We start from the raw sequence: 18,468 nt of genomic DNA on the forward strand, positions 1-18,468 counted from the left end.
GTGGCGGTTACCAGTTTCGACGACCTCTTCCGCGACCTCGCGCCGGGCGCCAGCGCCCAGGCCGCCGGCATCGCGCGCGGCTACGCCGGTCCGCCGGCCAGATCCATCGCCGCCAGGGCCGGGCTCGACCGGCTGCGCTGCGCCTCCCTGCTCAAACCGCTCTACGCATGGGCCGCCGCCGGGCACATCGGCGACACCGAGCGCTGGCGCCGCCACGCCGAGCCCGCCGTCGTCGTCTCCTCCAACGCCGACACGCTCAACCTCTGGCTGTCGGTCGGGCCCCGGGTCATCCTCGACACGATCGCCCGCCGTACCGGGGTCTCCTGGTCGCCGCCCAACTCCGACCCGTCGCGCTTCGGCTCGGTCGAGATCGCCGCCGACGAGGTGGCCACCGCCTACGCCGTACTCGCCCAGGCCGCCCTCGCCGGTGAGCCCGTCGCCGCCGCGATCCTGGGCTGGATGCGCGCGGTCGGGACCGGGCAGACATACGGCGCGCGCGAGGCGCTGGGCGATTCCGGCGCCGCCGTCAAATGCGGCTGGTACGGCGCGGCCGACGAGACCTGCCTGCGCACGCATGCCGTCGGCGTCCTGCCCGGCCCCGGCACGCGGGTCGCGGTGGTGGTGGCGCTGACGGCGCAGCCGTACACCGACGAGATGGAACGGGAGATCTACCAGGCCAGGGTCGCCGAGGGCCTCGCGGTCGAGGCCGAGCATGAGAAGGTCGGCGGCGAGCTGCTGCGCGGCCTGATGGCCACCACCCTGTCCGAGCTGGGCGATCGCTCCGCCTAGAGGTCCAGCACGAGCCCGGCGCGGGCGACGGAGACCTTCCCGGCGAACTCCGCTCCGGCGGCCTCCAGCGCGGGCCGGTCGGTGTGGCCCGGCCACAGATGGGTCAGCACGAGATGGGCCACTCCGGCCGTGGCGGCGACCGTCCCGGCCTGCCGCGCGCTGGACAGGTAGGGCGCGTCCTCCTCGGGAACCGTCTCCGGATAGGTGGCCTCGGCCAGGTAGACGTCGGCCTGCCCGGCCAGCTCGGCCAGTGCCGGGCTCGGCCCGGTGTCACCGGTGTAGGCGAGCGTGGCGCCACCGGCGCTCAGGCGCAGGCCGGCGTTGGGCACGTGGTGCGGCAGGTCGAAGACCCGCAGCCGGAAGGGGCCCACCTCGCCGTCGGCCACCTCGTTCAGGCGGAAGCTGCCCGCCAGCATCCTCGCCTTGTCCAGCGCCAGGACCGCGTCGAGCGCGCCCGGTGGCGCGTACACGGGCAGCGCGGCGGGCGGCCGGTCGCCCAGGGCGCGGGCGCGCAGCAGGGGATTGAGGTCGGCGCAGTGGTCGGGATGGCCATGGCTGACCAGCACGGCGTCGATCTGCTCGGCGGGAACGATCTCCAGGAGCCTCGGCAGCGTGGCGTACCCGGGATCGACCAGCACCCGGAAACCCTCGTGCTCGACGAGGTAGCCGCTGCACGCCTCGCCCGCGGCGGGCCAGGCCCCACATCCGCCCAGAACGGTCAGTCGCATCAGATCATGCTCCCATGTGCGGGCACACGCGTACCCACACATGGGAGGGACATGTCTGGCGGGGGCTGGGCCTGACTACGGAATCGGCCGGATCAGATCGTCGAATTCGCCGTCCTTCATGCCGAGGCGGAAAGCCTCCCACTCGGCTTCGGTGAAGTACAGCCGCGGTCCGTCGGGGTCCTTGGAATCGCGCAGGACGAAGAGCCGGTCCTGGTCGGACTTGTGCGTGGCGGTGTCCCCGGTTGCGGCGAGGACGGCCACTTCAACGCAGTCTCCGCCGTTGCTACCGCTTCGGCGGGACTTACGCCAATGGAGAGCGCTCATATCTCCTCCTCTACCTTCGACAGCAAATCTAGGCTTGGGTGAACGGGTAAGGCGAGTGACCGGATGACGTCATACCTCCGTACGATCGACTCGACATCCGGGGGACGATCGGATACGTACCCCTCCCTGGCCGATTCCACGTAGACGAGATCGGGTTCTCCCGGGACTTTCGCGATGACGAACGCGCCGGTGAGCCCGGCCAGCGCCGGGGACTCCTTGGGGACCACCTGGACGCTGACATTGGGCAGGTCGGCGGTCTCCAGCAACGCGCGCACCTGCCCGCGCATGGTGGCCGCCGAGCCCACCTGCCGGTGGAGCACCCACTCGTCGAGCACCGCCCAGTACATGGGCGGGTCCGGCCGGTGCAGGATCGCCTTCCTGGTCATGCGCGCCGCCGCGGCCTCCTCGGCCCGCTCGGCGGTGGCCGCGGGTTCACGCATCAGCACCTCGCGGGCGTAGTCCTCGGTCTGCAGCAGGCCGGGGACCAGCAGGGGCTGCCACGTCTGCAGGGTGCTGGCCGACTCCTCGATCTCCAGCCATGGGCGGAACCAGGCCGGGTAGGCCGCCTGGCGTACCAGCGGCCACAGCCGGATCAGCTCGCCGCGGGTGTCGAGGACCTCGTCGGCCCGCTCGGCGAAGTCACGCGAGGGCGTGCGCTTGGCGAGTTCGACCGCGCACACCAGCGACAGCGAGTAGTTGAGCCGCTCGGCGAGCTGCTCCTGCGACAAACCCACGCGAACGCGATGTTCGCGGAGCTCCGCGCCAAAAAAGGCAAGCGGGCTCGAACCAGGATCGAGTTCGCGAGCGGAGGGCATCGGGTGCTCCAGGGGGTTCTACACGGTTCTACAAACGAAGCATCGAGCCATACAGTCTTGTTCTTCCTTGTACCTAGGGTAGTCATCCGAGTGCACTCTGGTATCAAGAATGCGCCAACGACAAGGACATGAGGTACCAATGTCTGCTGTCCACACAGAACGGTCGGAGGATGAGCAGCTGGAGCTGCTCGGCTGGGTCCAGGAGGGCCTGGCGGCTCTGGGCGTGCGGGCCCTGCTCGTACGCCGGCTGCGGCTCACCCTCGCGCAGAACCGCTACCACCCGCCCGAATCCGACGGGCCCGTGCTCGTCGCCGGGCCCGTCACCATCAGCGTCGACGGCGGATACGTCGTACGCCGCGGCGACACGGTCGCCGTCCTCGGCGAGGTCGGCGAGACCGTCGCCTACATCAGTTCCCTGATCACCTCGGCGAGCTCCGGCGGCTCGACCGAATCGGGTAGCGCGTCCACGGCGAACCACCCGTAACCCAGGTAGGTCTGACGCTCCTCGAGAGTCAGCGATTGGTCGGTGCATACAGGCGACACCGACCTCAATCGCGCCAGGAAGAACGGTTCCGTCTTCACATACCGGATCCCCAGCCAGGTGAAGTCGCGGGCCACATCGACATAACGGTCGGTCACGACGTCCCCCGGCAGTCCGGTCTCCTCGGACAGCTCCCTCCGGGCCGCGTCGATCGGCTCGTCACCCGGGTGGAGTCCGCCACCCGGCGGCTCCCAGAGATCCAGGCCGCTGACATGGTCGCGCCAGTGCATGAGCAGCACCGAGCCCTCGCTGTCCAGGCAGACGACGCGCGCGGCAGGACGGTCGCTGGTGCTCAATTGGGCCCCCTGAATCCTTGATGGAGAACATCGGAAAGATGGTCTTCACGTCTCTCCCGCCGCCGGAGATCCTCAATCGGAGCCCCAAGCTCGGAGCCCTCGACTCGGAGCCCCGAGCGACTCGACCGGAACCGCGAGCGAGGAGAGAAACGCCCGTGCGCAGAATCGCGTCAGCCGCCTTATTGGTCCTGGCCGCCGTGGTCGTCCCGGCACCCGCCGCTTCAGCCGATCCCGGAACCCCGGAGAACAAAGTACTCAACTCCAGCGACGCCCCTCTCGGCGCGGTCGCCGTACCGGCCGTGGCCGACGGCATCAGCTCCGACAAAGTACTGGTCATCGGCATGGACGGCCTGCGCCACGACCGCATAGCCGCCGCCGACGCCCCCAACCTCGACAACCTCATCGCCACCGGCACCTTCGGCGCCAGCCTCCTGTACACCAACCCCATGGCCGCCACCTCCAGCGGCCCCGGCTGGTCCACGATCGCCACCGGCGTCTGGCCCGACAGGCACGGCGTCAAGGACAACTCCTTCAGCGGCAAGCGCTACGACCTCTACCCCGACTTCCTGACCCGGCTGGAGAACCTCAGCCCCGCCTACTCCACGTTCGCCGCTCTCGACTGGAAACCCCTCGGCGACCAGGGCACCTTCGGCACGAAGATCGACTCCAGAGTGATCCTGGACGGCGACGCCAACGGCTACCCCGCCGAGGACGCCCGCATCGCCACCGCCGCCGAGACGGTCCTGCGCCAGCAGAACCCCGACGCCGCGTTCGTCTACTTCGGCAACACCGACATCGTCGCCCACAACAGCGGCGCCGCCAGCCAGGCCTACCTGCGCGCCATCGCCACCCAGGACGCCTACGTCGGCCGCCTCCTGACCGCCATCAAGGCCCGGCCCAGCTACCCGGGCGAACGCTGGACCATCGTCCTCACCACCGACCACGGCCACACCGACGGCGGCGGTCACGGCGGCTCGTCCATGGAGGAGCGGCGCACCTTCGTCCTCGCCGCGGGACCGGGCATCGCCGCCGGCGCCCGGCCGCTCGACACCAGGCTCGTGGACGTGACCGCCACCGTCTTCAACGCCCTCGGCCTCGCGGCGCCCGCCGGAATCGACGGCAGGCGGATCGACCAGCGGACCGGCGACCCGTTCGAGAACGTGCCGCTGTCGGGACGGGTCGACGAGACCGGCATCCCGGCCGGGGTGCTGGGCTTCAGCCACAACGTGCCCGCCTCCTGGACCCTGGACACCTCGCGGATGCCCGGCGGAGGCGTGCAGGAGTGGCGCGGATGGTCGCTGACCACCGACGAGTTCTGGTCGCGGGCACAGCGGGACCAGTGGCGGGAGCTCAACGTCCGCGGCCGAGGGACGTTCGCCGTTGCCGACTCCGACGAGTGGGACGACAAGTCGCACGGTTCCGGGCCGTTCGACTCCACCCTGGTGACCGGCGGCTATTCCGTGGCCGGGAAGGCGTCCGTACGGGTGGGATACACCACGCACTACCGGCCGGAAGGGGCACAGAAGGCGCAGGTACTGGTGTCCTTTGACGGCGGGGGCGACGTGCTCGTCAAGAACTACACCGCCGAGACTGTTTCCCAGGTGGAGAGCCTTGTGGTGGGTGTGCCGGCCGGGGCTTCGACCATGAGGGTGAAGTTCCGGTACTTCGACGCCTCCAACAACTGGTACTGGGCAATCGACCAGGTCACCGTCTCCTGACCACCTGTTCTGGTCCGGCTTTCTGGTACGGCGGGGGCCGCCTGGTGGGCGGGCTCCGCCGTACATGCTGGGGGGTCACACCACCCAAACCCCTCACCCGCCCAGCCTCTCCACACCCGCCCCAGCCCCGCCCCGCACCTGACCCGCACCCGCACCCGCACCCGCACCTGACCCGCACGCGGCCCCCGCCCGCACTCGACCGGCGCCCGCACTTGACCACCCTGCACTCGCGCCTGACCTGCGTCGATGCCGCGCTGACCCACGCCGCTATTGCACGCACTGACCCGCGCCCGCTTTCGCACGCCCGGCGGCACCGGCCCCGCGCGCGCTCACCCCTGGGACTGCCACGCGGTCGTTTCGCGCAAGTGCCGGAGGAGATCCGCGCCGTTGGGATGGCCGCGCCCTAAGGCTCCGGTGCGTCCTCGTCCTCGCCCAGGACGAGCGTCAGCAACCCGGGGAACCTGGCGTCGAACTCAGGCCTGCGTAGCCGGTTGAGGCGACGGGCGCCTTCGTCGCGTTGTTCGAGCAGCCCGACGCCGCGCAGCACCGAGAAGTGGTGGCTGAGCGTGGACTTGGCGATCGGCAGGTCGTGGAACGTGCCGCAGGGCCGCGTCCAGTCGGGCACCGACGCGAGCTCGCGTACGATCCGCCGCCGCATGGGATCGGCCAGGGCATCCAGGGCAGCCTGCAGGCTCACCTCGACCGGAGAGGTGTGGCTGAGCGACCGTGTTCTGTTCGACTGCGGTCGAACACTCGTGTACTGTTCCATCTCAGTCGAACACTCTACCCTCAAGGAGGCCCCGACCATGGACGGTCGCATCGGCGTCTGGCACCCGCTCCTGGGCCGCGGCCCCGCACAAGCGTCACGGCAGGCCGCCGCCAAGCTGGAATCCCTGGGCTACGGCACGCTGTGGGTCAACGAGGGCCCAGGCAGCCGGGAGCCGTTCGCGGCCGCCGCCATCCTGCTGGCCGCCACGCAGCGGGTGGCGGTGGGCACCGGCATCGCCAACATCTGGGCCAGGGACGCCACGGCCATGGCCGCCGGTGCCGCCACGCTGGGCGAGGCCTTCGAAGGCAGGTTCATCCTGGGCATCGGCGTGAGCCACGGCGTCTTGGTGGAGGGCAGGGGTCACACGTACGCCAAGCCGATCAGCGCCATGCGTTCCTATCTGGACGCCATGGACCAGACGGCCACCGACGTCCCCACCCCGGTGCACCCGGCCCCACGCCTGCTGGCGGCGCTGCGTCCGAAGATGCTGGAGTTGTCCCGCGACCGGGCCTCCGGCGCCCACCCCTACTTCGTCCCCCCGGAGCACACCGCGAAGGCCCGCGCCCTCCTGGGTAAGGACCGCCTGCTGGTGCCGGAGCAGGCCGTACTCCTGGAGCCCGACCCGTCAAAGGCCCGCCAGATCGCCCGCGCCCACATGCACCCCTACCTACAGCTCCCCAACTACACCAACAACCTGAAAGACCTCGGCTTCACCGAGGCCGACCTGGCAGACGGCGGCAGCAACCGCCTGGTGGACGCCATCGTCGCCTGGGGCGCCGAAGAGTCGGTGGTGAAGCGCATCCAGGCCCACTGGGACGCGGGCGCCGACCACGTGGCCCTCCAGCCCCTGTCCCCAGAACGCCCCAACCTGGACCACGCCCTCACCCAGCTGGAACACCTGGCCCCGGCTCTGTCCCTGTAGCCGTGGGTTCACCGCTTCATGGCCCCGTCGGCGATGGCGTCGGCAGCGTCCCCGATCGCCATCCCGACAATCTCCAGCCGCCGTACGAGCTCCCGCTCCTTGAGCGCCAGGGAAGTGACCTCCCCAGAGAAGATCCGCGAAATCTCGTACTGGTACATCCGCCGGACAGCCCCACCAGCCTTCTTCGCCTCCAGCGCGTCATGCGCAACGGCAGAAGGCCGAGCCGCGAGATTCCGCACCGCATCCTCAAGCGCATCAATCCCCACGATCACCTGATCAAGCATCGGCGAAAACCGAATCTGATCAGGCACCCGATAAAGATGCGACTCCCGCACGAAGTCCCGCAAAGAATCCAGCACATCATCAATGGACCGCGACAGCCGAAACAAATCCTCCCGATCAATAGGCGTGACCAGCGCGCTCTTCAACTCATCCACAAGCCTGCGCCGCTCCTCATCCCCCAGATGCTCAATGGCCCGCATCTGCTCATGCGCCCCGGTCCGCCCCACCTCCCCACCGATCATCGCCATGGCCAGCCAAGCCCCGTCCTTGGTCGCCTCAAGCTGCCCCAGCAACGCCCCGGTCAGCGCCCGATCCATCCGCCCCGCAACAAGATCCCGAACCCGCCGCAACCGCCCCACCACACCCACCCTCCGCTCCACCCACCCACTCACCTAAAGCTCTTGCGATGTGGGCGGGTTCGGGTATGTGAGGTCATCGGGTGGGTGTGGTTCATGGGAGGGCGGCCTTGGCTGTCCAGGCGGCCATTCCGGCCAGGAGGGCGCTGGCGGGGAGGGTCAGAAGCCAGGCGGTGGCGATCTTGACGGCGGCGTACCAGCGGACTCGGCCGCCGCCCCCGGTCATGCCGGCGCCGATGAGGGCGCCGGCCACCACTTGGGTCATGCTGACCGGCATGCCGGCGGCGGCGCTGGCGATGACCGTGCCGCCCGCGGCGAGTTCGGCGGCCACCCCGTGTAGGGGCCGCGAGACGATGATCTCGCGGGACAGGAGGCGGCCCGCCTTCGGGAGGCCGTACAGGGCGCCCAGCCCGAAGAGGGCGGCGGTCAGGGCGGTCGTGCCCAGGTCGAGGTCTGGGGTGCCGCCGGCGATGATGAACACCGCCAGCATCTTCTGGCCGTCGTTGGCGGCATAGGCCACGCATTGCACGATGAACGCCACCCGATGCCGACTGGGCAGGCTGTGAGCGTTGGCCAGGCGGAGCAGCAGGAGCGTCACCGCCCACGCCACCAGTGCGCCGACCACCGGGGCCGCCATCCCGAACCCCAGCACCAGCGCCACCGAACCTGCGGACACCGGTAATCCCCAGCCGAGCCCGGCGCCGGTCAGTCCGCCGACGATGGCCAAGGTGAGGCTGGTGGGACGGCCCTTCGCACTCAACACCAGCACGACTGTCAGCGAACAGATGACGGCGATTGTCATCGCATATCTGCCGCCCGGATCGTGGAACGTGGCCAGACGATTGACGAACGTCAACGCCACCTGATGCGTTGCCAGGGGGATCAGTGCCACCATCGCGACGAGGGTGAGGATTCCGGTGGCGGGCCGTACCGTCGGGAGTTTGAGGCCCGTGGCCAGGATCGCGCCGCCGTCGTTCATGCCGGAAACGATCGCGAACAAGCCCGCGACCACGACCAGCACGATGACGTCCAACGGCATGCGCTCCATCCCATTCCGCCCGGCCACGCCCAGGCAAGAGGCATTCGGCTATGGCGCCCATAGCCCCCTCCGCCCTCTGCCTCCCTTGCCGCCGCCTCGCGCCTGTCACGCACGCCCCCTCGGGCTCACGGCGCGCGCCTCTGCTCCCGTGGGCAACCGGTATGTGGGACTCCGCCCCGGAACTGCTGCTCTTCGGCGGGTGATCGCGTTTGCCCTGCTTCGAGCCGCTTGCTGGGTCGCGGCAGGTTCCGGTTGCGTTGGGCGGTGTGGCGAGGCCGTGTGCCCCGGCTCACGTGGATGCGGGCCGAACGGCCGATGCGGGTGGAGCGCGGGGGCGGGCCACGTCGTGCTGCGGGGTCGGGGGCGGGCTATGTCGTCCGGCCGGGTCGGGTGCGGGGCCGGCGGTGCGTGGCGGGGGTCGGGTGTGGGCCTGGCGGGATCGGGTGTGGAGGCGGTGGTGCGTGGTGAGGTCGCGCGGTGGGCGGTGGGCGGGGGTCGGGTGGGCGGGGTCACGGGAGCGGGCGCAGTGGGTGGGCAAGAACGCGGGGAGATGGCGTGGGCAAGCGGTGGGGGACGGAACGGGTTGGGGGAGGAGGGGTGGGCAAGAGCGCGGGGAGATGGCGTGGGCAAGCGGTGGGGGACGGAACGGGTTGGGGGAGGAGGGGCGGGGAAACGGGGCGGGGATGGGGTGGGCGCGGTGCGGGGGAACGGGCTGGGCGAGGAAGGGGGCGAGGGTGTGGGGCGGGGGAACGGGCTGGGCGGGGAAGGGGGCGAGGGAATGGGTGGCGGAGGAGGGGGGTGGGGGTGGGTGGGCAAGGGGGAAACGGTTATGGGGGGTATAGGGAAAGGCGGCTGTCACTACGGTGACCTGGCCAAGTAGCGTCCGTAATGCCCGATACCTTCCCAAGATCGAGTGGATGATGGACGAAGAGCTCATTCTGTTGAATCCCGGTCCGGCCTGTACCTCGAAGCGGGTCAAAGACGCCCTGCTCCGCGGCGACCTGTGCCATCGCGAGCCGGAGTTCACCGAGCTGCTGTTCAGGATCCGGGAGGCGCTGCCCCGTTCCCTGAACCTCGGCGACACCCACGAGGCGCTCCTGGTCACCGGCTCCGGGACGGCGGCCATGGAGATGGCGGTCATCAGCTCCGTCCGTCCGGGCCGCGGCGTGATCATCGTGAACAACGGCGTCTACGGTGACCGGATGATCAGGATCGCCAAGGCGCACGGCATCCCGTTCCACGAGGTCAGGAGCGAGTGGACGGTCCCGGCCGATCCACGGGCGGTCGAGGCGGCGCTCGCGGAGCACGCGGACGTCGATGCCGTCGTCTGCGTGCACCACGAGACCACCACCGGCCTGATCAACCCGATCAAGGAGATCGGCGAGGTCGTGGCTGCTCACGGGGCGTTGTTCGTGATCGACGCCATCTCCGGCACGGCGATCGAGGATCAGGACCTGTCCGAGGTCAAGGTGGATGTCGTCTGCGGCACCGCCAACAAGGGGCTCCATGGGCAGCCGGGCATGTCGTTCATCCTGTGCGGCGAGCGGTCGATCGAACGCGTCCAGGAAGTGCCCGAGCGCAGCCTTTACCTGAACGCGGCCAGCTACCTGAAGGGCCAGCGCAAGGGCGACGTGCCGTTCACCCCGGCGGTCCAGGTCTGCTACGCGCTGGACGAGGCGATCAAGGAGTACGAGGAGGCGGGCGGGTTCGCGGCCAGGACGAAGCTGTATCGGGAGCGGGCGGCGCTGGTGCGGGGGCAGTTCGAGCGGCTCGGGCTGCGGATTCTGGTTGATGAACGGTTCCGGTCCAACACGGTGACGATGCTTCACCTGCCGGAAAGCGTGACGTACGCATCCCTTCACGACGAGCTCAAAAAGCGTGGATACGTTATCTACGCTGGTCAAGGGCAGCTTTCGCGAGATTTCTTCCGGATCTGCACCATGGGGGAGATCCCCTGGCACCGGCTGGAGCAGCTGGAGGACGCGCTCCGGGAGTCCATCGAGGCAGCTAGGGGATAACGCGATGCAGCTCAACCTGCACCGGCTCTGGATCTTCATGACCGTGGTCGAATGCGGCGGCTTCTCGGCGGCCGCGCAGAAGCTCTACCTGAGCCAGCCATCGGTGTCGCACCAGGTCAGGCAGCTTGAGCAGTCGCTTCGCACCACCCTGATCGACCGCAGCGGCGCGCGCATCAGGCTGACGCCCGAGGGCGAGGTCATGCTGGAGTACGCCAAGCGCGTCTTCCTCCTGGCCGACGAGGCCGTGGCGGCGATCCGCCAGGTGTCGGGCCTGCAGACCGGCACGCTGGTCGCGGGCGGCACCACCACGGTCGGCACGTACCTGCTGCCTCCGCTCCTGGCCGCCTTCCGCGACCGGCATCCCGGCATCGAGATCGGCATCCAGGTCGGCAACGCGCAGCAGGTCGAGCGCGGGCTGGTCGACGGTGAGATCGGCGTCGCGGTGCTGGCGGGCGAGCCGAGCGCCGCGCAGCTGGTCAGTGAGCCGATCCTGGAGGATCGCCTCGTCCTCATCACGCAGCCGGGCCACGAACTCTCCTCCACGGGTACGGCGGAGCCGCACGAGCTGGCCGGCGAGCTGTTCCTGATCCGCGAGCCGGGCTCGTCCACGAGGGAACTCCAGGAAGAGGCGCTGGAGACGTGGGGTCTGGAGGCGGCCGGCCGTACCGAGATATGGGGCCCGGAGACGATCAAGCAGGCCGTCGCGGCAGGGCTGGGCGTCTCGCTGCTGTCGGAGCACTGCGTGGAGCAGGAGCTCGCCGACGGGCGGCTGGCGGCGGTGGTGGTCTCGCCGGTGCCGAAGCCGCGCCCGATCGTCCTGGCCCACCGCCGCGACCGCCTGCTCGGCCCGGCCGAGCAGGCCTTCATCGCCATGCTGCGGAACGTGCGCAGCTGGCCGGGGATCAACAGGTTGAGGAGCATTTCTTGAAGGCGCTGCCCTCCCGCGCGCAGGTTGTGATCATCGGTGGCGGCATCGTCGGCGCCAGCGTGGCCTACCACCTGGCCGAGCTCGGCTGGACCGACGTCGTGGTGCTGGAGCAGGGGCAACTGTCCTGCGGCACCACCTGGCACGCGGCCGGGCTCGTGGGCCAGCTGCGCGGCACCGAGAGCATGACGAGGCTGATCCGGTACAGCACCGACCTGTACGCGAGGCTTGAGGCGGAGACCGGCTTCGGCACCGGCTGGAAGCAGTGCGGCAGTGTGAGCGTCGCCCGTACCCGCGAACGTATGACGCAGCTCAGGCGCACCGCCGCCCAGGCCCGCAACCACGGCGTGAGCGCAGAGGTCATCACCGCGGCCCAGGCTCAGGAGTTGTGGCCGGTTATGCGGGTGGACGACGTCGTGGGCGGCGTCTGGCTGCCGGGCGACGGCAAGGCCAACCCCTCCGACCTCACCCAGGCGCTGGCCCGCGGCGCCCAGCGGCGCGGCGTGCAGGTGATCGAGCGCGTCCGCGTCACCGGCGTCACCGTCAAAGACGGCGTGGTGAGGTCGGTGAGCACGTCCGAGGGCGAGATCGAGGCCGGTTACGTCGTCAACTGCGCCGGCCAGTGGGCCAAGGAGATCGGGCGCATGGCCGGGGTGACGGTGCCGCTGCACTCCGCCGAGCACTTCTACGTGGTCACGGAGCAGATCGAGGGCGTCCGTCCGGATCTGCCCGTCCTGCGCGACCCGGATGGCTATGCCTACTTCAAGGAGGAGGTCGGCGGCCTGGTCGTGGGCGGGTTCGAGCCGGACGCGAAGCCGTGGGGCATGGACGGCATCCCCTATCCGTTCGAGTTCCAGCTTCTGGAGGAGGACTGGGACCAGTTCTCGATCATCATGGAGAACGCGATCCACCGCGTCCCCGCCCTGGAGACGACCGGCGTGCGCATGTTCTACAACGGCCCGGAGTCGTTCACGCCGGACAACATGTTCCTGCTCGGCGAGGCGCCCGAGGTGCGCGGCTTCTTCGTCGGCGCCGGTTTCAACTCCGCGGGCATCGCCTCGGCGGGCGGCGCGGGCCGGGCGCTGGCCGAGTGGATCGTGAACGGCGCGCCGACCAGCGACCTGTGGCCCGCAGACCTGCGCCGTTTCGCCCGCTGGGCGGACAACGACACCTGGCTGCGGGACCGTGTCACCGAGACGCTCGGCCTGCACTACGCCATGTCCTGGCCGAACAAGGAGCTGGAGACGGCCAGGCCGCTGCGCCGCTCGCCGGTGCACCACCTGCTCGCCGCCGCGGGCGCGTGTTTCGGCTCGAAGATGGGCTGGGAGCGGGTCAACTACTTCGGTACGGCAACGCCGTACACCTTCGACAGGCCCGAGTGGCAGCCGCGGGTGAACGCGGAGATCAACGCGTGCAGGACGCAGGCGGCGCTGTTCGACCAGACGTCGTTCGGCAAGTTCACGCTGAAGGGCCGGGACGCGGCGGCGGCGCTGCAGTGGCTGTGCACGGCCGACGTGGACGTCGAGGTGGGCCGGGTCGTCTACACGGGCCTGCTCAACGACCGGGGCGGCTACGAGTCGGACCTGACGGTGACGCGGGTGGCGCACGACGAGTACCTGATCGTGACGGGTTCCGCGCAGAGCACGCGCGACTTCGACGTCATCTCCAAGGGCCTCGGCGAGCACCGCGCCGTCCTGGTGGACGTCACCGGTACATACGCCGTCTTCAGCGTCATGGGCCCTAAATCACGAGAAATCCTGCAAAGCGTGTCGAAGGCGGATTTTTCGGCATTCGCCGTCGGCTCCTCGCGGCTCGTCGACCTCGGCTACGCCACCGTGCGCGCCACCCGGATGACCTACGTGGGCGAGCTGGGCTGGGAACTGTACGTCCCGTCCGAGTTCGCCGTCACCGTCTACGAGACCCTGCTCGCGACCGGCCTCACCCAGGCCGGCTACTACGCCATCGAGGCCATGCGCATCGAGAAGGGCTACCGCGCGTGGGGCCGCGAGCTCGGCCCCGAGGTCACGCCCGCAGCGGCCGGACTCCGCTTCACCTGCAAGAAGACCGGCGGCTACCGAGGCGCGGACCGGGCCATGGACGACCCGGACCGTCACGTCGTCTCCATCGTGCTCGACGACCCCGAGGCCCACCTGTGGGGCGGCGAGTCGCTGCTGCGCGACGGTGAGCCGGTCGGCTACGTCACCTCCGCCGCCTACAGCCCGACGCTCGGCACCTCGGTCGCGCTCGGTTTCGTGAGCGATGCCGCGATGGAGAAGGCTCAGGTGGATGTCGCCGGAGAGATGTACTCTGCCCAGATCAGCCGTAAGGCGCCCTACGATCCCACCTCTTCGAGAGTGAAGGCATGAGCACATCCGAATTCGTCCTGACGCTGTCCTGCCCCGACCGGCCCGGCGTCGTCGCCGCGGTATCGGGTCTGCTGGCAGAGCACGGCTGCAACATCAAGGAGAGCCAGCAGTTCGGTGACGTGCGGTTCTTCATGCGGGTGCAGTTCACCGCGCCCCTGGCCGAGGACGAGCTCAGGGCGGCCTTCGCCGCCCTGGCCCCCGAATTCGCCATGGAGTTCACGCTGCGCGACGTGGCGCGCAAGATGCGGGTGCTCATCATGGTCAGCAAGTTCGACCACTGCCTGAACGACCTGCTCTACCGGGTGCGCTCCGGCGCCCTGGACATCGAGATCGTCGGCGTCGCCTCCAACCACCCCGACCTGCGCCCGCTCACCCAGTCCTACGGCATCGACTACCACCACCTGCCGGTCACCCCCGAGACCAAGCAAAGGCAGGAGGCCGAGGTGCTCACGCTGGTCGAGCACTACCAGGCCGAACTGGTCGTGCTGGCCCGCTACATGCAGGTCCTGTCGGAGGACCTGTGCGAGAAGCTCGCCGGGCGGGCGATCAACATCCACCACTCGTTCCTGCCGTCGTTCAAGGGCGCCAAGCCGTACCACCAGGCGCACGCGCGCGGCGTCAAGCTGATCGGCGCGACCGCCCACTACGTCACCTCCGACCTCGACGAGGGTCCCATCATCGAGCAGGAGGTCGCACGGGTCAGCCACGGCAACACGCCCCAGGATCTCGTGCGGATCGGGCGGGACGTGGAGTGCGTGGCGCTGGCCAGGGCGGTGAAGTGGCACACCGAGCAGCGTGTGCTGCTCGACGGTCACAAGACCATCGTCTTCCCCTGAGAACGCCTATGGGCGATAGGTGCCGAAGTACCAGGTGTTGCCCCCGGGGTCGGCGCAGCCGTACTCGCGCGAGCCGTAGGACTGGTCGACCAGCTCCATGGTGATCGTGGCGCCCGCCGCCTTGGCGTGGTCGTGGTGGGCGTCGGGGTCGTCGACGGCGACGTAGATGCCCGGCCCGCCCGGCTGCCCCTTGCCGATCATGATCATGTCCTCGCCGATCAGCAGCTCGGCGTGTACGACCGCGCCCGAGTCGTCCTTGCTGACCTGGTGGGCGGCGAAGCCGAAGGCGGCGGCCAGGAAGTCGATGGCCTTGGCCGGGTCCTCGTAGCGCGCGAGCGCGAAAACGGTGCGTGTCATACGGCCGAGTCTGCCGTGGCCGCCGCCGGAGGTCTTGGAAAAATCTGACCGGGCGTCTCCCCGCAGAGCAGGCGGAAGTCCCTGTTCATGTGCGCCTGGTCGTAGTAGCCGCACGCCGCCGCGGTCTGGGCGGGCGGGACGCCGGAGCCCAGCATCCGTCGCGCCCGGTCGAACCTGATCAGCCGTGCCGCCGCCTTGGGCGCCAGCCCGATCTCGTCGTGGAACCGCGCGACCAGATGCCGATGGCTCCAGCCGATCTCGTCCGCCAGGGCCGCCGCGCTCACCGAGCCGCCGGACTCCAGCAGCCGCCCCCAGGCCCAGCCGACCTCGCCGCGCGGCTCGGGGCCGCCGTGGATGCGCGTGGTCAGCATCGACTCGAACAGCGCCAGCCGTTCCGGCCAGCCCTCGACCTGGCCGAGCCGTTGCGTCCAGCCCGCGAGCAGGTCGTCGGCCGGGAGCACCAGGTTGGTCAGCTCACGCATCGGCACGCCGTACAGGCGACGTGCCCCGAAGGGGGTGAGCAGCGCCTCCACGCCCTCGGTGGGCGCCTGGGTCGTGGTGACGGTGTAGCGGTCGGACAGGCCGCCGGTGAAGGAAGTGAACCGGCCGCCGTCGACCTGCATCGGCGCGCCGAACCCGATGATGAGCACCGCGCCCGGCAGGGCCGGTTCCAGGCGGACATGGGGCTGCGCGTACCGCTCGCGGTAGGCGTACAGCCCCATGACGTACGGCCGCAGCGCGGGCCCGGGGACCCGCTCGACCACCGTCAGGTCGTCCACACTCCGACTATAGGTGCCCGCTCTTCGGCCGCGCGCGCAGCAGTTCGAGCCCGCGGTCCACGACCTCCGAGCGCTCCAGCCTCTCCACCCCGGCCAGCGGGAACCACGCCGCCTTGTCGGTGCTGCCGCCCACCTCGAAGCGCAGCTCCCCGCCCACGACGCGCGCCTCCCAGAACAGCCGCACCGCCTGGAACTCCGGCCGGGGATGGAAGCTGTTGACGCCGATCAGCACCTCGGGCACGACGGTGTATCCGGTCTCCTCCTCGACCTCGCGCACCACCGCGTCGTAGGGGTCCTCGCCGTGCTCGACGCCGCCGCCGGGCAGCGTCCAGTGCCGGGTCTCCCCGTTGACGTAGTGGGCGAGAAGGATCTCCTCGCCGCGCACGATCATGCCGTACGCGGCCAGCCGCCGCCGGTTCACAGCCCCGTGTTCCGCGCCAGGAAGGTCAGGGTGTCGGCCGACAGGTCGATGGTGCGGCTCAGGGAACGCGCCCCGTGCCCGACCTCGGTCTCGTTGCGCAACAGCACCGGCCGCGAGGCGCCGCTCGCGTGCTGCAGGGCCGCGCACATCTTCCACGCGTGCAGCGGGTGCACGCGGCTGTCGGACTGGAAGACGGTGAACAGCGTCGCGGGGTACGGCACGCCCTCCCGCACATGGTGATAGGGCGAATAGCTCCACAACCAGCCGAACCCCTCGGGGTCGTCGGCCGAGCCGTACTCCACGTTCCACGTCGCGCCCAGGCCGAACAGCTCGTAACGCACCATGTCGAGCAGCGGCGCCGAGCAGACCACGGCCGCGTAGAGCTCCGGCCGCTGGGTGAGGGCGGCGCCGACCAGCAGGCCGCCGTTGGAGCCGCCGGAGATGCCGAGCTGCGCGGAGGTGGTGACGCCGGTGGCGATCAGGTGTTCGGCGGCGGCGTGGAAGTCGTCGAAGACGTTCTGCTTGTTGCCGAGCATCCCGGCGCGGTGCCAGTCCTCGCCCTCCTCGCCGCCGCCGCGCAGGTTCGCGATGGCGTAGACGCCGCCCGCCTCGACCCAGGTCAGGATCGAGGCCGAGTAGCCGGGCGTCATGGAGATGCCGAAGCCGCCGTAGCCGTTGAGTATCGTCGGGCGCGGGCCGTCGCGGTCGACCGGCTCGATGATCAGCATGCGGACCTCGGTGCCGTCCTTGGAGGTGTAGACGGCCTGCGAGGTCTTGACCGGCGGTACGTCGACCGCGCCGGGGGAGGCCGCCCACAGCGTGGTCTCGCCGGTGCGGGCGTCGTAGCGCTGGATGGTGGGCGGGGTGGTGTTGTCGGTGTAGCCGAACCACGCCTCGTGGCCGCCCTCGGGGCGCTCGGAGATGCCGCCGATCGAGCCCAGCCCCGGCGTCGGCACCTCGCCCAGGCGCTCGCCGTCCTCCAGGCGGTGCACGCTGATCTCGCTGATCGCGTGGCGGGTCCAGCCGACCAGCATGACCGGGCTGGTGAGATCGTCCAGGATCGCGAAGTCCGACAGCACCGCCTCGGCGTCCTCCGGGATCAGGTCGCGCCAGACCTGCGGCTCGGCGGGGTCGGCGAGGCAGATCCGGCCGCGCGGGGCGTCGCGGTCGGTGTGCACGTAGAGGCGGCCGTCGCGGCCGAAGTGCAGCCCGGTCTGCGCGTCCACGCCCTCCTGGACGACGACCAGGCCGGGGTCGTCGAGAGGGGAGGTGGTCAGGTCGGCCACCCAGAGGTCGTTGCGCGGAGCCGTACCCTCTGAGGCGGAGATCTGCAGCCAGCGGCCGTCGCGCGAGACCGAGACGCCGTAGTAGTTCGTCATCTTCAGCCCGGCACCGAAGATCATCACGTCGTCCTCGGTGGAGGTGCCGACGCGGTGCAGGTAGACGCGGCGGTGGAACTGCCGCTCGTTCTCCGGAACCTCCGTGCTCGGCAGGCGGCGCACGTAGTAGAAGGCCTCGCCGCCGGGCAGCCACGCGATGGGGGAGTAGCGGCAGCGGTCGATCGGCCCCTCCAGTCGCGCGCCCGTCGCCACGTCGATGACGTACAGCACCGATTCCTCGTCGCCGCCCACCGAGATCTGGTACGCCAGCAGCCGCCCTTCCTTGTCGGGCTGCACCGCGTCGAGCGTCGTCAGCCCCGAGGGGTCGATCGCCATGGGGTCGATCAGGGGGCGCTCGGCGCCGTCGGGATCCACGACGTAGTAGACCGCGTGCTCCTGGCCGGGCATGCGGCGGGAGAAGAAGTACCGCTCGCCGCGCCACACCGGGACGCCGACCGAACCCGACTGCAGAAGCTCCTCGATCCGCTCGCGGAAACGCTGCGGTTTCACCTGATCCCGGTACAGCGCTTCCTGCCCGAGCAGCCAGCCCTGGGTCTCCGGGCTGTCCGGGTCCTCAAGCCAGCGGTAGGGATCGGGCACCGGGGTGCCGTGCAGGTCGTCGACGAGCTCTTCTCGGCGTGCGGTCGGATACATGCCTTGACCCTACCGGCGGGGCGTAAAGCGCAGGTGATCCGGGCATAAAACACACCGTGCGTCCCTCTAGTTCGTTAAGAGGTGGCGGGATGCGCTCTTTTGACGACAGACTTGGGCAGAGGGCGGCGCCGTGGTGACACCATCCGTCGGGCCG

The 18,468-nt window shown here is 70.0% G+C and carries 19 protein-coding genes; 8 read left to right on the forward strand and 11 right to left on the reverse strand.

From position 1 onward, the window contains the following. Entirely contained in the window at window positions 1–789 is a 789-nt protein-coding gene (locus ACIBI5_RS40825; RefSeq protein WP_397255063.1) for a hypothetical protein, read from the forward strand. Here ACIBI5_RS40825 and ACIBI5_RS40830 read toward each other — a convergent pair. The 3 genes from ACIBI5_RS40830 to ACIBI5_RS40840 all read right to left on the reverse strand — a co-directional run bounded on the left by ACIBI5_RS40830 (window position 786) and on the right by ACIBI5_RS40840 (window position 2,656). Next, window positions 786–1,517 (reverse strand): MBL fold metallo-hydrolase, encoded by a 732-nt coding sequence (locus ACIBI5_RS40830; protein ID WP_397255065.1) that lies wholly within the window; start codon window positions 1,515–1,517, stop codon window positions 786–788. The genes ACIBI5_RS40825 and ACIBI5_RS40830 overlap by 4 nt on opposite strands. 75 nt (window positions 1,518–1,592) lie before the next feature. After that, a complete protein-coding gene (locus ACIBI5_RS40835; RefSeq protein ID WP_397255067.1) occupies window positions 1,593–1,841 on the reverse strand; it encodes a DUF397 domain-containing protein in 249 nt (82 codons plus the stop codon). Then, complete coding sequence (locus tag ACIBI5_RS40840; protein ID WP_397255068.1) at window positions 1,838–2,656, reverse strand: Scr1 family TA system antitoxin-like transcriptional regulator; 819 nt, start codon at window positions 2,654–2,656, stop codon at window positions 1,838–1,840. Before ACIBI5_RS40840 ends, ACIBI5_RS40835 begins: the two co-directional genes overlap by 4 nt. 139 nt (window positions 2,657–2,795) lie before the next feature. On the opposite strand from ACIBI5_RS40840, the gene ACIBI5_RS40845 reads away from it, so the two are divergent. Then, window positions 2,796–3,140, forward strand: coding sequence for a hypothetical protein (locus tag ACIBI5_RS40845; protein WP_397255070.1), 345 nt, complete (start codon window positions 2,796–2,798; stop codon window positions 3,138–3,140). Here the strand turns inward: ACIBI5_RS40845 and ACIBI5_RS40850 are convergent. Beyond that, a complete protein-coding gene (locus tag ACIBI5_RS40850; protein WP_397255072.1) occupies window positions 3,059–3,493 on the reverse strand; it encodes an NUDIX domain-containing protein in 435 nt (144 codons plus the stop codon). The genes ACIBI5_RS40845 and ACIBI5_RS40850 overlap by 82 nt on opposite strands. Window positions 3,494–3,648: 155 nt before the next feature. Here ACIBI5_RS40850 and ACIBI5_RS40855 point away from each other — a divergent pair, with 155 nt between their 5' ends. Further along, window positions 3,649–5,211, forward strand: a complete 1,563-nt coding sequence (locus ACIBI5_RS40855) for an alkaline phosphatase family protein (RefSeq protein WP_397255074.1) — start codon at window positions 3,649–3,651, stop codon at window positions 5,209–5,211. A gap of 403 nt (window positions 5,212–5,614) precedes the next feature. On the opposite strand, the gene ACIBI5_RS40860 is transcribed toward ACIBI5_RS40855, so the two are convergent. Continuing rightward, the gene (locus ACIBI5_RS40860; protein ID WP_397255076.1) at window positions 5,615–5,908 is read right to left on the reverse strand and encodes an ArsR/SmtB family transcription factor; all 294 of its coding nucleotides are present in this window, start codon (window positions 5,906–5,908) and stop codon (window positions 5,615–5,617) included. Window positions 5,909–6,017: 109 nt separating this feature from the next. Here ACIBI5_RS40860 and ACIBI5_RS40865 point away from each other — a divergent pair, with 109 nt between their 5' ends. After that, window positions 6,018–6,902: a TIGR03620 family F420-dependent LLM class oxidoreductase gene (locus tag ACIBI5_RS40865; protein WP_397255078.1), complete on the forward strand. Its 885-nt coding sequence runs from the start codon at window positions 6,018–6,020 to the stop codon at window positions 6,900–6,902. Between the two features lie 8 nt (window positions 6,903–6,910). Here the strand turns inward: ACIBI5_RS40865 and ACIBI5_RS40870 are convergent, their stop codons facing one another. Then, the gene (locus tag ACIBI5_RS40870; protein WP_397255080.1) at window positions 6,911–7,552 is read right to left on the reverse strand and encodes a DUF47 domain-containing protein; all 642 of its coding nucleotides are present in this window, start codon (window positions 7,550–7,552) and stop codon (window positions 6,911–6,913) included. Between the two features lie 82 nt (window positions 7,553–7,634). Next, window positions 7,635–8,579, reverse strand: a complete 945-nt coding sequence (locus ACIBI5_RS40875; RefSeq protein ID WP_397255082.1) for an anion permease — start codon at window positions 8,577–8,579, stop codon at window positions 7,635–7,637. Between the two features lie 917 nt (window positions 8,580–9,496). On the opposite strand from ACIBI5_RS40875, the gene ACIBI5_RS40880 reads away from it, so the two are divergent. From ACIBI5_RS40880 to purU, 4 genes are read left to right on the forward strand one after another with little or no spacing between them, the layout of a single operon-like run. Further along, window positions 9,497–10,597 (forward strand): pyridoxal-phosphate-dependent aminotransferase family protein, encoded by a 1,101-nt coding sequence (locus ACIBI5_RS40880; RefSeq protein ID WP_397255084.1) that lies wholly within the window; start codon window positions 9,497–9,499, stop codon window positions 10,595–10,597. 4 nt (window positions 10,598–10,601) lie between these two features. Continuing rightward, complete coding sequence (locus ACIBI5_RS40885; protein WP_397255088.1) at window positions 10,602–11,525, forward strand: LysR family transcriptional regulator; 924 nt, start codon at window positions 10,602–10,604, stop codon at window positions 11,523–11,525. Beyond that, window positions 11,522–13,888 (forward strand): FAD-dependent oxidoreductase, encoded by a 2,367-nt coding sequence (locus ACIBI5_RS40890; protein ID WP_397255090.1) that lies wholly within the window; start codon window positions 11,522–11,524, stop codon window positions 13,886–13,888. Before ACIBI5_RS40885 ends, ACIBI5_RS40890 begins: the two co-directional genes overlap by 4 nt. Next, the gene (purU, locus tag ACIBI5_RS40895) at window positions 13,885–14,724 is read left to right on the forward strand and encodes a formyltetrahydrofolate deformylase (RefSeq protein WP_397255092.1); all 840 of its coding nucleotides are present in this window, start codon (window positions 13,885–13,887) and stop codon (window positions 14,722–14,724) included. Before ACIBI5_RS40890 ends, purU begins: the two co-directional genes overlap by 4 nt. 6 nt (window positions 14,725–14,730) lie before the next feature. Here purU and ACIBI5_RS40900 read toward each other — a convergent pair whose 3' ends face one another. The 4 genes from ACIBI5_RS40900 to ACIBI5_RS40915 are packed head-to-tail and all read right to left on the reverse strand — an operon-like array spanning window position 14,731 to window position 18,314. After that, window positions 14,731–15,081: a VOC family protein gene (locus ACIBI5_RS40900; protein WP_397255094.1), complete on the reverse strand. Its 351-nt coding sequence runs from the start codon at window positions 15,079–15,081 to the stop codon at window positions 14,731–14,733. Further along, window positions 15,078–15,860 (reverse strand): helix-turn-helix domain-containing protein, encoded by a 783-nt coding sequence (locus ACIBI5_RS40905; protein ID WP_397255096.1) that lies wholly within the window; start codon window positions 15,858–15,860, stop codon window positions 15,078–15,080. Before ACIBI5_RS40905 ends, ACIBI5_RS40900 begins: the two co-directional genes overlap by 4 nt. A 7-nt stretch (window positions 15,861–15,867) precedes the next feature. Further along, the gene (locus ACIBI5_RS40910) at window positions 15,868–16,281 is read right to left on the reverse strand and encodes an NUDIX hydrolase (RefSeq protein ID WP_397255098.1); all 414 of its coding nucleotides are present in this window, start codon (window positions 16,279–16,281) and stop codon (window positions 15,868–15,870) included. Then, window positions 16,278–18,314: a prolyl oligopeptidase family protein gene (locus ACIBI5_RS40915; protein ID WP_397255100.1), complete on the reverse strand. Its 2,037-nt coding sequence runs from the start codon at window positions 18,312–18,314 to the stop codon at window positions 16,278–16,280. The genes ACIBI5_RS40910 and ACIBI5_RS40915 overlap by 4 nt, the downstream gene beginning before the upstream one ends. Window positions 18,315–18,468 lie beyond the last annotated feature (154 nt).

The sequence above is a fragment of the Nonomuraea sp. NPDC050540 genome (genome assembly GCF_044457485.1).
Lineage (GTDB): Bacteria > Actinomycetota > Actinomycetes > Streptosporangiales > Streptosporangiaceae > Nonomuraea.